12 protein-coding genes and 1 pseudogene are annotated in these 14,447 nt (G+C 41.3%); 1 reads left to right on the forward strand and 12 read right to left on the reverse strand.

Annotated features, from left to right (window positions below; all coding sequences use genetic code 11):
* Positions 1-138: 138 nt before the first annotated feature.
* The 12 genes and pseudogenes from hemA to R2B72_RS05085 all read right to left on the reverse strand — a co-directional run bounded on the left by hemA (position 139) and on the right by R2B72_RS05085 (position 13,580).
* Positions 139-1,503 carry a glutamyl-tRNA reductase gene (hemA, locus tag R2B72_RS05030; RefSeq protein WP_318615220.1) on the reverse strand — a complete coding sequence of 455 codons (1,365 nt, stop codon included), beginning with the start codon at positions 1,501-1,503 and terminating at the stop codon, positions 139-141.
* 337 nt (positions 1,504-1,840) lie between these two features.
* Positions 1,841-2,422: a ribosome biogenesis GTP-binding protein YihA/YsxC gene (gene yihA / locus R2B72_RS05035; RefSeq protein WP_318615221.1), complete on the reverse strand. Its 582-nt coding sequence runs from the start codon at positions 2,420-2,422 to the stop codon at positions 1,841-1,843.
* On the reverse strand, positions 2,419-4,743 hold the full coding sequence (lon, locus tag R2B72_RS05040) for an endopeptidase La (protein ID WP_318615223.1): 2,325 nt from the start codon (positions 4,741-4,743) through the stop codon (positions 2,419-2,421). Before lon ends, yihA begins: the two co-directional genes overlap by 4 nt.
* A gap of 123 nt (positions 4,744-4,866) precedes the next feature.
* Complete coding sequence (clpX, locus tag R2B72_RS05045; RefSeq protein ID WP_318615226.1) at positions 4,867-6,132, reverse strand: ATP-dependent protease ATP-binding subunit ClpX; 1,266 nt, start codon at positions 6,130-6,132, stop codon at positions 4,867-4,869.
* Positions 6,133-6,285: 153 nt separating this feature from the next.
* Positions 6,286-7,572: a trigger factor gene (tig, locus tag R2B72_RS05050; RefSeq protein WP_318615228.1), complete on the reverse strand. Its 1,287-nt coding sequence runs from the start codon at positions 7,570-7,572 to the stop codon at positions 6,286-6,288.
* Between the two features lie 101 nt (positions 7,573-7,673).
* Positions 7,674-8,645 carry a DUF3196 family protein gene (locus tag R2B72_RS05055; RefSeq protein WP_318615229.1) on the reverse strand — a complete coding sequence of 324 codons (972 nt, stop codon included), beginning with the start codon at positions 8,643-8,645 and terminating at the stop codon, positions 7,674-7,676.
* Positions 8,646-8,900: 255 nt separating this feature from the next.
* The gene (gene nagB / locus R2B72_RS05060) at positions 8,901-9,641 is read right to left on the reverse strand and encodes a glucosamine-6-phosphate deaminase (protein WP_318615230.1); all 741 of its coding nucleotides are present in this window, start codon (positions 9,639-9,641) and stop codon (positions 8,901-8,903) included.
* Between the two features lie 112 nt (positions 9,642-9,753).
* Positions 9,754-9,923 (reverse strand): annotated as a pseudogene (locus R2B72_RS05065) (N-acetylglucosamine-6-phosphate deacetylase); the annotation flags it as partial.
* Between the two features lie 192 nt (positions 9,924-10,115).
* Complete coding sequence (locus R2B72_RS05070) at positions 10,116-11,039, reverse strand: NADP-dependent oxidoreductase (protein WP_318615231.1); 924 nt, start codon at positions 11,037-11,039, stop codon at positions 10,116-10,118.
* A gap of 70 nt (positions 11,040-11,109) precedes the next feature.
* Positions 11,110-11,547: a GNAT family N-acetyltransferase gene (locus R2B72_RS05075; RefSeq protein ID WP_318615232.1), complete on the reverse strand. Its 438-nt coding sequence runs from the start codon at positions 11,545-11,547 to the stop codon at positions 11,110-11,112.
* 139 nt (positions 11,548-11,686) lie between these two features.
* A complete protein-coding gene (locus R2B72_RS05080) occupies positions 11,687-12,652 on the reverse strand; it encodes a formylglycine-generating enzyme family protein (RefSeq protein WP_318615233.1) in 966 nt (321 codons plus the stop codon).
* A 49-nt stretch (positions 12,653-12,701) separates the two neighbouring features.
* Entirely contained in the window at positions 12,702-13,580 is an 879-nt protein-coding gene (locus R2B72_RS05085) for a LysR substrate-binding domain-containing protein (protein WP_318615235.1), read from the reverse strand.
* 178 nt (positions 13,581-13,758) lie between these two features.
* Between R2B72_RS05085 and R2B72_RS05090 the strand changes: the two genes are divergently transcribed.
* Positions 13,759-14,379: a chromate transporter gene (locus R2B72_RS05090; protein ID WP_318615237.1), complete on the forward strand. Its 621-nt coding sequence runs from the start codon at positions 13,759-13,761 to the stop codon at positions 14,377-14,379.
* The last annotated feature ends 68 nt before the right edge of the window (positions 14,380-14,447 follow it).

Consider the following 14,447-nt stretch of genomic DNA (forward strand, 5'->3'; position numbering starts at 1 on the left):
CGCACTTAGACTGCCTTCTTAAGCTCCCCTAAAATCCGTGACATCCGCCGTAGGCTTTATCTGGATGCAGATAAAAGGGGAGTATTTTAAACACCTATTGTAATGCGATAGATGCAAAACACTCCCACAGGCCAACCCTTAAAATTGGACGTCTGGTTGTACTGTCGCGGTTCTTTGTACTTTATTTGTCAACCGCTCTTTCGCTTGTTTCGCAAGTAGTTCTTTTTCTTTAACGACTTCTTCATCAATCCCAAAAATTTGCTGGAATAGCTCAAGTTTTTCAGCCGCATTTTTGTCCATCACTAATTCTTTTGCCTGTAATATTGGATCTTTCAATAATTGATTGACAATCGATTTTGTGTGTTTACTCAATAATTTCTTTTCACGGTCCGTCAGATTCGGCATTTTATTCTCAATGCTGGCCATCGTTTCGGATTGAATACGATTTGCTTTTTGACGAAGTGCTGAAATAACGGGAACAACGCCAAGTGTTGCTAGCCATTCGTTAAATACGACAATTTCCTGCTCAATCATCAGACCAATTTCTTCAGCAGCATGTTTTCGTTCCGCAAGATTCGCTTCGACAATGCCTTGCAAATCATCGATATCATATAGGAAAACGTTTGGTAAATCACCGATACGCGGATCTAAATCACGTGGCACCGCAATGTCTACCATGAAGATTGGTTTCCCTTTACGTAACCGCTCTGCAAACTGCATGAGCTCATAGTCGATAACGAAACCCGTTGCACCTGTTGAACTAATAAGGACATCCGCTTCCAGAAGTGCACATTGCAATTCCTTCATCGATTTGGCTTCGCCACCAAATTTCCCTGCCAGTTCTTCCGCTTTCGATAGTGTGCGGTTAATGACCGTCACTTTTCCCACACCACTGCCGTGCAAGTTTTTCACGGCTAACTCGCCCATTTTCCCCGCGCCAAGAATGGCTATATGTTTATCGTTCAATGAACCGAATATTTTTTTACCAAGTTCCACTGCAGCGTACGACACAGATACCGCATTTTCACCAATGGCCGTTTCCGTATGCGCTTTTTTCGCAAACGTAACAGCTTGTTTAAAGAGCTCATTGAAAACAGTTCCCGTTGTCCCAATTTCTTGACCCTCAAGGAAACTGTCGCGCACTTGACCAAGTATTTGCGTTTCGCCAAGCACCATGGAATCAATACCTGCTGACACACGTAACAAATGCTCAATCGCCCCGTCATTTTCTTTGATAATTAAATGCGACGAAAAAGACTCCAATGGTAAATCAAACCACTTAGCCAAAAAGTTTTTTACATAATAACGTCCTGTATGCAATTGATCGACAACGGCGTAAATTTCAGTCCGGTTACATGTCGAAATAATGATATTTTCTAATATGCTTTTTTGCTGTTGCAATGTTTGCATCGCTTGCGGCAACTCCGTTTCAACGAAAGACAATTTCTCTCGTATTTCAACAGGCGCCGTCCGGTGATTAACACCAACCACGATTGTATACACCAGGTGCCCACACCTTTCACGTTCTATTTCACGCTTCTAGTATAACATACGACAATAATTTCTTAGCAATAATTTGTGACTAACATATGACTATAAGCTGATTGTTTAACTTTATTTATAATAATTACAATCTAATAATAGTAGTTATCCAATAGGATTGCAATATTTTTGCACACATCACTCGGTTTATACAATCGGCAAGCGAGTAAACAACGTAATCCGATAACTTAACAACATTTCCAGCAAACTTAACAACGCTCGCATCAATCTTAGCAACATACATACATGCACAAAAAATCCGGAGATGAATTATCATCTTCCGGATTTCCCTTATGGATCACATTCTACTTTCAATTTCCCGCCAGGCTTCTTCCATACCAATCCCTTTTTCAGATGAAAACAGGATTAATTTGTCGAAGCTGCGCATCTCAAGTTTATCTCGCACGATTTTCAGATGCTTATCCCATTTGCCTTTTGGAATCTTATCGGCTTTTGTCGCAATGACAATCGCAGGGATATTATAATTCACAAGAAAATCGTACATTGCGCAATCATCCGCACTTGGTGGATGACGCAAATCGACAATTTGAATGACAGCACGAAGATGCTCGCGTTCTGTCATATATTGTTGAATAAATTTCCCCCATGTTTCACGGGACGACTTCGATACTTTCGCATAGCCGTATCCCGGAACATCGACGAAAAACAATTGCTCTTCGATTTTATAAAAGTTCAGTGTTTGCGTCTTACCAGGCTTCGAAGATGTGCGGGCTAAACTTTTTCTGCCAATCATCTTATTGATAAATGATGATTTCCCAACATTCGATCGTCCTGCAAGCGCAAATTCTGGGTATCCTTCAGATGGATATTGTTCTGGCCTCACGGCACTCATAATCATTTCTACGTTATGGACTTTCATTTTGAAGACGCCTCCAATGCAATTTCGAGGACTTCTTCTGCGTTTGAAACGAGTTTAAAGGTCAACTCTTTCCGAACACTTTCTGGAATATCTTCGATGTCGCGCTCATTATCACTTGGCAAGATAATTGTCGTCAAGCCAGCACGATGAGCACTTAATGTTTTTTCTTTCACTCCGCCAATTGGTAACACTCTACCACGTAGCGTAATTTCACCAGTCATACCAACCTCACGACGCACAGGTCGCTTCGTCAAGGCAGAAACAAGTGCAGTGGCAATTGTTACACCTGCCGATGGACCGTCTTTTGGAATCGCACCCTCCGGCACATGGATATGAATATCATACGATTCATGGAAGTTCGGGTCAATCCCAAATTCCATTGTTTTCGAACGGACATACGACAATGCCGTCTGCGCGGACTCTTTCATCACATCGCCAAGTTTCCCCGTCAGGATTAGTTTTCCTTTCCCTGGGGATAAAGAAACTTCGATTTGCAACGTATCGCCACCTACTTGCGTATAGGCAAGTCCTGTTGCCACACCGATTTGATTCACCGTTTCCGCCTGACCGTAGCGAACCTTCTTTTTGCCGATTAACGACTCAAGTGTTTTCGGACTCACCGTAACACTCTTCTTATCGCCCGTCACAATTTGTTTCGCGGCTTTGCGGCAAATGCCAGCAATTTCACGTTCCAGACCACGCACACCCGCTTCACGCGTATAGTATCTAACAATATCTAGGATCGCCGAGTCACTAATACGAACTTGCGACTTCGTTAAGCCATGCTCTTTCAACTGCTTTGGAAACAAGTGATTTTTCGCAATCGAACATTTTTCGATTTCCGTATAACCCGCAATCGAAATAATTTCCATCCGATCTCGCAGTGGTCCTGGAATCGCACTCAAATCATTAGCTGTCGCAATGAATAACACATTCGATAAACTATACGGCTCTTCGATGTAATGATCGCTAAACGAATTATTTTGTTCAGGGTCAAGTACTTCAAGCATCGCAGACGATGGATCCCCACGGAAGTCATTCGACATCTTATCGATTTCATCAAGAAGGAACACAGGATTAATTGTCCCCGCTTTTTTCATTCCTTGAATAATTCGACCTGGCATAGCACCTACATAAGTTCGTCTATGACCGCGTATTTCAGACTCATCGCGCACGCCGCCAAGCGAGATACGCACGAATTTCCTGCCGAGTGATTCCGCGATTGAACGAGCAAGGGACGTTTTCCCGACACCCGGCGGACCACCCAAACATAATATCGGTCCACGCAACGAATTCGTCAATTGACGAACCGCTAAATATTCCAGTATCCGCTCTTTAACTGACTCCAAACCATCATGATCACGGTTTAATATCTCTTCTGAACGTTTAATATCCAGCTGATCTTTTGATGCATCAGACCAAGGCAAAGAAACTAGCCAATCGATATAATTTCGGATAATACCACTTTCAGCCGCAGCTGATGGAATCTTTTCATACCTGTCAAGCTCACGTAACGCCGCTTCCTTGACCCCTTCTGGCATATCGGCTTCCTCAATCCGTTCAGTTAACTCCGCAACCTCAAGACCTTTGCCGTCTTTATCACCAAGTTCAGTTTGAATAGCTTTCATCTGCTCACGTAGATAAAATTCTTTTTGCGTTCTCTCCATCGCTTCCTTGACACGCTCATTAATTTTACTTTCAAGATTCAGTACTTCTTGTTCATTGTAAAGCCTTGTTATCAGCCATTCCAAACGTTCCTTGACATCAATCGTTTCAAGTACTTCCTGCTTCGCTATCAGTTTAAGGGGCAAATTAGTTGCAACCATATCCGCAAGTCTTCCCGGCTCCGCAATCGCAGCGACAGAATCATACGTCTCTTTCGTTACTTTCTTCGAAATTTTCGAGTATTTCTTGAAATATGTAAGTAACGTTCTCATCAGAGCTTCCGATTCTGCATCTTTCTCTTCATTATCCGGGTAACTCGTCACTTCAACGACTGGATAAAGATCTGCTTCTTCGTAGTTCGACCATTCCGCACGTTCAACCCCTTCAATGAGCACACGATACGTGCCATTGGGTAGCTGCGTCAATGATTTCACCAATGCAAGTGTGCCGATTTCGTACAGATCTTCCGCCTCTGGATTTTCAATACTCATATCTCGCTGTGTGGCGAGGAAAATAAGATTATCTTGGGCAATTGCATGTTCAATTGCAAATACAGAGCGTTCTCTACCCACATCAATATGCAAAATCAACGATGGATAGACAAGTAGCCCTCGTAATGGAAGTACCGGTATGTTTTCCCTCTTATTCGTCGTCATGTGGAAGTCACCTCCATGAATTATGTATAGCTGTTTTCATTGCACTATTCATTGGAAAAAAAAAGCTGACGCCGACGAGCGCATATGCACGCGCGTCGTCGGAGTCAGCTCATCCTTCAGGCGTTACGCCGAATTTTTCACGTGATCCAAGTCGACAGTAGAACCATCTTCCCTTAACAGGATAGGTGTTGATTCTCCAGTGACGGATCCTTTTGTAATGACACATTCTGTCACTTCATCGAGTGAAGGCAGTTCGTACATAACATCTAACATAATGTTTTCGATAATTGAACGCAAGCCACGTGCACCGGTTTTCCGTTCAATCGCTTCTTTTGCAATTTCGATTAATGCATCATCTTCAAATCGAAGGGCTACATCGTCAAGTTCAAACATCTTCTGATATTGCTTAACAATTGCATTTTTGGGAATCGTTAAGATTTGGCGAAGCGTCTCTTCACTCAGCTGCTCCAATGTCGCAATAACCGGTAAACGGCCAATAAACTCTGGAATCAAACCGAAGCGTTGAAGATCTTCAGGAATCAATTTTGCAAGCAAAGATTGGTCTTCTTTTAGAACTTTCTTCTCTGTTCCAAAACCAATTACTTTTTGCCCGATACGTCGTTTGATAATATCTTCAATACCGTCGAAAGCTCCCCCTACGATAAAGAGGATATTCGTCGTATCGATTTGGATAAATTCTTGATGTGGATGCTTGCGTCCGCCTTGTGGTGGCACGCTCGCAACAGTTCCTTCAAGAATTTTAAGCAGTGCCTGTTGGACACCTTCCCCAGATACATCGCGCGTAATCGATGCATTTTCGGATTTCCGAGCTACTTTATCGATTTCGTCGATATAGATAATGCCTTTTTCTGCACGTTCCACATCGTAATCAGCCGCTTGAATTAGTTTCAACAGAATGTTTTCAACGTCTTCACCGACATATCCTGCTTCCGTCAATGATGTAGCATCCGCAATGGCAAATGGTACGTCAAGGATTCTTGCAAGTGTTTGAGCGAGTAACGTTTTCCCGCTTCCAGTAGGACCAATTAGAACGATATTGGACTTCGATAACTCAACATCGTCAATCTTACTGTTTGAATTCACACGCTTATAATGGTTATAGACAGCGACTGCCAGAGATTTTTTCGCGCGATCCTGTCCAATTAGGTAATCATTGAGGATACTTTGTATTTCTTTCGGTTTTGGAACGTCTTTCAATTCGAAACCTTCTTCGAGACCGACTTCCTCTTCAACGATTTCTGCACAAAGTTCAACACATTCATCACAAATATAGACGCCTTGACCAGCGACTAGCTTTCGAACCTGCTCCTGGGATTTCCCGCAAAAAGAACAGTTGAAGTTATCTTTTTCATCGTTAAATTTGAACATTATGCTCACCCCTATTCAAGTGACAATCTTACAAGATTCCCCGATTATAATCAACTAATTAGAATTTGCTGCACTATGTAAAAAATAATTCGTTTTGTTTTTTCTACGAAAAACAAGGTACGGTCTTCCGTACCTTGTCCTTATTCTACAGTATTATTCAGTAATTTTTGCGTTTTCAACAAGAAATTCAACTGTTTTGTTGAAACGAAGATCGTTTTCAAGAACTTTAGTTCCACCAAGTGTCTTCTTGATTTGCTCGATTTCCATACCGAATTGCTCAGACATTTTACCAAGTTCAACGTTGATGTCTTCTTCTGTTACTTCGATTGCTTCCGCTTTACCGATTGCTTCAAGTACCAAAGAAACGCGTACGCGGTTTAGTGCGTCGTCTTTCATTTGTCCGCGAAGTGCTTCTTCGTTTTGGCCTGAGAATTGGAAGTAAAGCTCTAAGTTCATACCTTGCATTTGAAGGCGTTGTGCGAACTCATCCATCATACGATCTGTTTCAGATGCGATCATCACTTCAGGAATGTCGATTTCTGCGTTTCTTGCAGCCGCTTCAACAAGATCGTCGCGAAGTGCTGTTTCAGAAGCAGATTTCTTTTCAGCTACTGTTTTTTCTTTCAATTTCGCGCGCAACGCTTCAAGGCTTTCGACTTCTTCGTCGATTTCTTTTGCCAATTCATCGTCAAGTGCAGGAATTTCTTTAGTTTTAATTTCATGAACTTTTACTTTGAATATTGCTGGTTGGCCAGCAAGCTCTGCTGCGTGGTATTCTTCTGGGAACGTCAATTCAACGTCTTTTTCTTCACCAATCTTCATACCTACCATTTGCTCTTCAAAGCCTGGGATGAATGAGTTAGAACCAATTTCAAGCTCATACTGCTCAGCTTTGCCGCCTTCAAATGCTTCGCCGTTCGCAAAACCTTCAAAATCAAGCTTCACAGTGTCGCCGTTTTCAACCGCGCCGTCTTCTTTGATAACCAACTCAGCGAATGCTTTTTGGCTATCTTTCAATTGCTCTTCGATCTCTTCGTCTGTTACTGCTGTTTCTTGACGTGTTACTTCAAGACCTTTATAGTCTCCAAGTTTCACTTCAGGTTTAAGTGTAACAACTGCTTTAAAAATAAGTGCTTGGCCTTTTTCCATTTGTTCGATATCAATTTCAGGACGGTCAATTGGTTCAACGCCTGCTTCTTCGATTGCTTTCCCGTAAGCTTCAGGAAGGATGAAATCAAGTGCATCATTGTATAGAGCTTCTACGCCATACATTTTTTCAAACATCGGACGTGGCATTTTACCTTTACGGAATCCTGGTGCTTGGACTTGTTTAACAACTTTCTTAAACGCTTTGTCAATACCAGCTGTTACTACTTCAGCAGGAACTTCTACTGTTAGTGTTCCTGTATTACCTTCATTTTTTTCCCATTTAACTGACATAATTAAATACCTCCGAATCATTTTGGCCAATATGTTTTCGTACTTGTATACTCATTGACAACCATTACAGTATATCATAGTCTTTGCATCTTTCAACTGATTTAATGGTCCTGGTCACTGTCAATTTGCCGAATCAATCTGTTCAATTCTGTTTCAGGCAATTGTTCTCCTGAAAATAGGCTTTCTATGTAGTTGACATAAGCAGCCGCCACTTCTTGTGCGGAATATTGATTCCACCCAAATGGAAATGCAGTAATGGCGAATTTTTCAATAAGACCATGCGCCATTTCTAATCGAGACGGATCTTTGAGTAACAGCCGGTCTATCTCCCCTAACACCTCAACAGTTAAATCATCGCGACCTGGTAGCGTCATAGTAGAAGGTATAATTGTCTGCTGCCAACCAAATTTCCGCACAGTTATTTCCTTAGAATAGCCTGCTTGCAGTAGTAGGGCTAACACAAATGAAATCACAAGCGGTGCTACATCGTCTCGCTCCGCAATTTCTACCAGTTGTGGAATCATCCCTGACAAATCCATCCCCTCGAGAGAAGCGAGGGCATACTGCTGCTGCATCGTATCCATCGCATCGAATTCCTCCAAAGTGAAGGGCTTCACGGGTGCAGTCTGCTCTTCAACAACGTAACGATTGGATAGACGTCCATTCAATTCTCGTAAATAATTAAACTTTTGCAGCATTTCCTGCGGGACAATCCCTTCGCCAATCAAGGCATCAATCGTCATTTCAACTTCCTCGTATTCTTGCAATTGAATACTGATAGTTAAATACAATTCCATTGTATCAATGTAATCCGCGGTCCCGCTATGCAGAAGCCTTGCCGCAATATCTTTTGCCCGCTTAAATTCTTTTGTTTCATATAGGGCGACAGCGTAAGGGCCTAGAAATTCCGGATAATCAGGCTCATAAAGAATAGCCTGATCAAACACTTCGACTGCCTTGTCAAAATTCGACTGCTCAACGGCAACGAACCCTTGTTCAACAAGTTTTTCATATGTACCTGGGAAGACAATTACTTTGTCCGTTTTCCGAATCCTACCGTATTTCCTACGCACTACGCTCACACCTTTCATCATTCATACTATATCATGGCAATTTCCATTTTGACATTGATTGTCGTTAGAATGATTAAAAAATAAAAAAAGCCACTCGCCGGAACGACGAGGGCATAGATTATTCGTAAAATTTTCGTTTATTCACGTTCTGAAGGGATTGCCATACCTACTGCAAATCCCTCACAATACGGCGTTTAAGATGTTCTTCGATTTGGACATACATCGGAACTGGATACTGTTTATCCAGCAGAGCACTCACTGCCCCTCTGTTTGTACCAACGCATATGCATCTTGATCGACAATAAGCGTCACATCGTTATGATTCCATAAGTAAGATGCCGGGAAATCTTGACTGATTTCCTTACTCAACAATTGTTTCACTGCTTCCGCTTTCCCTTTTCCGGATGCAATTAAAATGATTTTCTTGCTTCTTAAGATGGATTTGATGCCAGTGGTAATGGCATGCGTTGGCACATCGTCAATCGAAGGGAAGAAACGAGCGTTATCTTCACGGGTAGATGCAACAAGTTCAACGACATGCGTTAAGCTATCCGGATCTGTTCCTGGTTCATTGAAAGCGATATGGCCATTCGAGCCAATCCCTAATATTTGTAGATCAATAGGTCCTACTCGATCCATGTTTTCTTCATAACGTACACATTCCTCTTCTGGTGATGGACTCATGCCATCCGGAATATACGTATTATCAATTGAAATATCGATGTGGTTAAATAGATTCTCAGCCATAAATGTATGATAACTTTCTGAATGTTCCCTCGGTAAACCGATATATTCATCCAAGTTAATAGTGCTTACATTTTTATAGGAAATGCCTCGTGCTTTAACGCCTTCAATTAAGTTTTTATATAAGCCAATTGGTGTTGAACCTGTTGCTAATCCAAGTACCGATTGATTGTTTTCAAGAATTTGCGCTTCCACCAATTGTGCTGCATGTTCGCTTGCCGCCTCATAATTATCAAATACTAATACCTTCATTTTAGTTCCTCCTTTAAATATGTGAGATTACCCCTACAAACCTTCAACTGTACATTCCAGTCCTCGTAGATGATTGTAAGATCTGATCCTTATGCGTCACTTCAACGTCTTAGCCACCCAGATCATACATCCCAGGCGGTAATCCTTTGGCACGCATTGCATCTGTAACTAGTATAATACGACCGCCCTTTTTTGACGATACGTCAATTCTACTGATTTTGGATGACTATGAATGCCGTCTACAATGATTTCAACTTGTAGTGAATCCTCTAAATACGCCGCAGAAATCGCTTCATCTGATTAATTTTAAAGTTTGAAATCAATAGCTTCTTACCCGTAATTTTGCCCCCTTTATTTTAATAGAAGACTTTATTTTTACTATATACCCAGCCGGTATAGTTGTCTATACCAATCAAAGTGGGCAAGCGATACAAAATGACCGTTCTCATCGTTAAGAGGAGACGGCCAAATTCATTACATAGACAATACAATTTTCCCCCGTACATGCCTAGATTCAACTTTCTTCAGCGCTTCTACTCCTTGTTCAAAAGGATAGACATGTTCAACTACTATGCGCAGTTGGCCCGACGCTGCTTCTGATGCCAATTGGGACAATTCCTTTTTCGTTTCTGGGTGATTCGTAATTTGCTCGACAATAATCTGTCTTTCTGCCAAAAATTGATCGCCCGAAATGGTCACTACTTTCCCACCATCTTTTACAATGCCCATACTTGTGACGCCCGTTCCAGGCTGAATAGCCAGTGCAGCATCAACACCCCTCGGCATCCATTGCTTCACTTGATTGGCCCAATCCGCATCACGATAATCAACTACGCACTCTGCCCCAAGCGTCAGCATATACGCATGATTTTGGGCCGAGGCAGAACTTACCACACGATAACCTCGCGCAACAGCTAACTGAATCGCCAACGTTCCAATCGCACCCGAAGCCCCCGCTATAAATACTGTATCCCCTGGTGTAGCCTTGAGTGCCTTCATTCCTTCTAGCGCCGCTGTTCCCGCTACCGGTATGGCAGCCGCATCAACAAATTGAAGATTATCCGGTATATTAATTAGCGCATCTTCATTAACTGAAGCGAACTCCGCCCACGTCCCCCCTTTTAACTGCATACCGCTAATAAACATCACACGATCACCAATCGCAAAGTCAGTGACAGATTCCCCTATTTTCACAATTTCGCCCGCCGCTTCAATACCTATTACATATGGTAGTACAGGGTCAGCTGGCGTGAACCAACGGTCATGTATGCCCACTCCGATAGCTTTTACGCGGACAAGGACCTCATTTTTTTCGATTGCAGGGACAGGAATATCTAGTAATGATAATTCATTCGACTGGCTTTTTGTAGTTATCGCGAATGCTTTCATAGTTTCCATTTTTTCAACTCCTATCGAATTTTATCTCCCAGTGGATTGGACTCTAACCCACGTCAGTGGAATATATTATTCATTTTAAAGTTGTCTTAAACACATAACTAGCTTTAGCATACCTCATTTTATCCTCATAAAAACGGTGCGCATCTGTACGCTGTAATCCTGAAGATAAAGAAACACTTTCATAATTATTTTCTTTAGCCCATTCATGAACATATGTAAGTAGTTTTTCACCGTATCCTTTTGAACGTATAGTCGTATCCGTCACCAAGTCACAAATCCAAACAAATCTACCACTAGAAAGTGTTATCATCGGTTTAAAACCAGTAACTGCAACAATTTCGTTACCATCTAGTAAAGCGAACATTTTATATCTATCATTCTCTTGCGCAGCGTTTACTAATTCAAGATAAGTACTTTCATCCAGATGAGTCCGCAACTGCTTCATTACGGGAAATGCTTCCATAATTTCATCGTGTGATTGAAGTTCTTTAATTGTTAAAGTGCCCATAAGTAGAAACCTCTTTCATTTTTTATAAAGTAGTTTTCTTGTCGGCAATTTCACTACTTGCAAAAAAGAGCGACCTCAGCTGACCTTTTCTCAATGCACAACCACCATATGATTACCGAAAACTTGAATATAGTATGTTCTAAATATCTGTTACACAACGAAATCCAATGTTTCCTGATGAACTATCAGGCGTGTTTGATGTCCGCGCCGCAACTCGGTAGCGATTACAATACGAATCGTGACATAAATAGGAACCCCCACGCATCACCCGATTGGAACCTTCATTTGGACCTTTAGGATTTTCTCTGCCGCCCCGTTTATGGATACTTTTTGTAAACCAATCTGAGCACCATTCCCACACGTTTCCAGTCATATTGTACAAACCATAGCCATTTTCCGGAAAGGATTGGGCTGGCGCGGTCCCTAGATAGCCATCTTCCTCATCATTTGTATAAGGGAAATTTCCTTGCCAAATATTACAGTAATGAACACCCCCTGGTGTAAGCTCATCACCCCAGGAATATCTTTTTTGGTGTAAACCACCCCTTGCCGCAAATTCCCATTCTGCTTCTGTAGGAAGACGTTTATTAGCCCATTGGCAATATGCCTCGGCATCGTTCCATGAAACATGAACAACAGGGTGATTCATCCTATCTGCAATATCTGAATCAGATCCCTCTGGCTGCCTCCAATAAGCACCTTCCACTACACACCACCATGGCGTCGCTTGAGCCCTTTGTTGCACTTTCTTAGACATTTGTTTGGATAATAGCTGATAGAAAACGAATGACCATCCATACTTTTCCGCATCTGTCTTATATCCTGTTGCTTCAATAAACAGCGAGAAATCCTTATTTGTTACAGTAGTAAGATCCATATAAAATGAATCTACTATTACTTTTCGAATGGGGCCTTCACCATCAGCAGGGAATCCATCCTTATCATTTGCACCCATCGAAAATTCATTTCCTTGAATGTAAACCATTTTATCTACTGATTTTACGGCTCTTTTACTTGTAATGAATTCATTATTATTTAGTAACTCTTCTTGTATCGCGTCTTGTCTACTTACTCCACAGCAAGTTTTCTGTTGTACGTGACTCACCTTTTTCCCTCCATTTATGCACTTAAAGTGCTAGTACATCCTTCATTCCCTATTGGATAAATTCCACAAAAGAAGACACTCCAGCATTATGAAACCTTCTGTTCTTTTTAACAATCCATAGATTTCTAGTAATATTTATGCCAGAAATGCTTACTTCCCGTAAAAAACCTTGCTCCAATTCCCTAGCCACAGTTAGTTTTGGTAGTATGCTGATGCCAAGGCCTGCCTCAACAGCGCTTTTTATGGCTTGCGTACTGCCAATCTCCATATAGCTTTCGATTTTCTCCAAGACTTCATATTCCCTTAATGCATTTTCTACGATAAGACGTGTCCCTGAAATGGATTCACGCCAGATCATCCTCTCATTTTCCAATTCTTCAATATTAATTTCTTTCCTGTTTTTCCATGGATGGTCAAACGGACAAACAAGTATTAATTCGTCCTCAGCAAATTTCTCTACAATAAAATCTTTGTTTTCAACCATTCCTTCAACCAAGGCTAAATCAATCACATCGTTTGATAAGTCTTCCAAAACACGAGGCGTATTATTAATGGTTAATGTCACTTTCATTTCAGGTTTTCGTTTTTTAAATCTCCCTAACAAGCTTGGCAATAAATACTCGCCAATGGTCAATGATGCACCTACAGTGAGGTGTATATTGGACTCGCCTGTTACTTGCTGAATGACTTCTATTGAATGGTTGAAGTCATTTACAATTGCTTTTGCAAAGCGATATAAAATTCTGCCGGTTTCGGTAACTTTCAATTTCCCTTCCGCACGGTCAAATAACAAAGTCCCGTAAAAGTCTTCTAACTGATGAATTTTTCTTGTGATAGCAGGCTGGGAAACGAAGCTTAACCTCGCTACCTGGCTTATACTTCCCTCATCCACTACTAAACAAAATATCTTGAGATTTTCTATGTTCAAGAAAACAACCTCCGTGAATTTTCACACATTTCAATTATACATGATTGTAATAGGTAGGTGAGCGTTAAAAAACTATACTATTTTGTAATACCCGATACTTTTGTTGCATTTTACCTTTCATCATTTATTTGCTAACGTAGGAGTTAGACGTTAGAACAAACTGAAAGAGGGAAAAACAATGAGTGAATGGAAAGTTCTGTTTCAACTATTTTGGACTTTTTTTAAAATTAGCCCGATCACATTTGGCGGCGGATTTGCGATGATGCCTTTAATCGAAAAAGAAGTAGTTGAGAAAAGAAAATGGTTAAAAAGTGAAGATATTACCGATGTGTTCGCTTTATCCCAATCCGTCCCCGGAGCCGTTGCGATTAACTCTGCCACTTTTATCGGTCAGCGCATAGGAGGCGTAAAGGGAGCCATTGCGGCAATGATAGGCGTTGCGTTGCCTACTTTTTTAATTGTTCTAGTCCTAGGTGTTTTATATGTTTTCGTACAGGATAATCCAAAGGTAGAAGCCGCTTTCATATCGATTAGAGTCTCCATTGTGGCGATTATCACTTATGCGGCAATTAAAATTGCCAAAACTGCCATTATTGACAAATCAACATTTATCATCATGATTGTAGGGATTCTATCCCTATTCTTTATTCATCCTGTCGTTGTCATAGTAGCAGGTGCTTTGTCGGGAATGATAACGATCTTTATTAAAATGAAATTAGGCTACAAAATTGAAAAGGACAGGATAATAGAAAAGACGGATGTAAATGAGTTTGAATACTACATGGGAGCAGGTATATAAGATACATGAAAAATGAACAGTACTTCCCTATAATTGACCAATCAATCTTGAAGTGCAGGCAGTGAAAC

The sequence above is a fragment of the Sporosarcina sp. YIM B06819 genome, from assembly GCF_033485175.1.
Taxonomy (GTDB): Bacteria; Bacillota; Bacilli; order Bacillales_A; family Planococcaceae; genus Sporosarcina.

What these genes read in the sequence shown, in the direction of transcription:
- yihA (WP_318615221.1), bottom strand. Translation starts at nt 2,422, where the DNA reads ATGAAAGTCCATAACGTAGAAATGATTATGAGTGCCGTGAGGCCAGAA.
- lon (WP_318615223.1), bottom strand. Translation starts at nt 4,743, where the DNA reads ATGACGACGAATAAGAGGGAAAACATACCGGTACTTCCATTACGAGGG.
- clpX (WP_318615226.1), bottom strand. Translation starts at nt 6,132, where the DNA reads ATGTTCAAATTTAACGATGAAAAAGATAACTTCAACTGTTCTTTTTGC.
- tig (WP_318615228.1), bottom strand. Translation starts at nt 7,572, where the DNA reads ATGTCAGTTAAATGGGAAAAAAATGAAGGTAATACAGGAACACTAACA.
- nagB (WP_318615230.1), bottom strand. Translation starts at nt 9,641, where the DNA reads ATGAAGGTATTAGTATTTGATAATTATGAGGCGGCAAGCGAACATGCA.
- R2B72_RS05070 (WP_318615231.1), bottom strand. Translation starts at nt 11,039, where the DNA reads ATGGAAACTATGAAAGCATTCGCGATAACTACAAAAAGCCAGTCGAAT.
- R2B72_RS05075 (WP_318615232.1), bottom strand. Translation starts at nt 11,547, where the DNA reads ATGGGCACTTTAACAATTAAAGAACTTCAATCACACGATGAAATTATG.
- R2B72_RS05090 (WP_318615237.1), top strand. Translation starts at nt 13,759, where the DNA reads ATGAGTGAATGGAAAGTTCTGTTTCAACTATTTTGGACTTTTTTTAAA.